General features: G+C 29.8%; 1 pseudogene. It reads right to left on the bottom strand.

Going from position 1 to position 346, the window contains the following annotated elements:
• Positions 1-2: 2 nt before the first annotated feature.
• Positions 3-346: pseudogene (locus EII32_RS11840) on the bottom strand (hypothetical protein); the annotation flags it as partial.

Raw genomic sequence — 346 nt, 5'->3', positions numbered from 1 at the left:
TTTCATTTTCCGCCTTGTATTCCGTTGTTGTTTTTATTCTTGTTGTTTTTTTCATTTTCTTTTTTCATTTTTCGTTTATATATATAATAATGTGTTTTGTTTTTTTCTTTGTTTTGTTTTGTTGTTTTTGAAAAATCTCTGTTGTTTTTTTCATTTTTCTTTTGAAAAGTTTTGTTGTTTGTTTTTTTATCGTTACCTTTGCACTCGCTTTTGGAAAATACCGTTTTTCGGTTATTCCTTTTGCGTTGAAGGATGAGTTCTTTGATATTGTTCAATGAGACAGAGAAGTAGTACAATGACAAGCGGGGCGTTTTGTTTTTTTTTCGACATTGCGTCCCGGGTATAA

Origin of the sequence: Prevotella sp. OH937_COT-195 (assembly GCF_003932845.1) — a bacterium.
Lineage (GTDB): Bacteria > Bacteroidota > Bacteroidia > Bacteroidales > Bacteroidaceae > Prevotella.
This window is presented reverse-complemented; position numbering and strand designations above follow the sequence as displayed.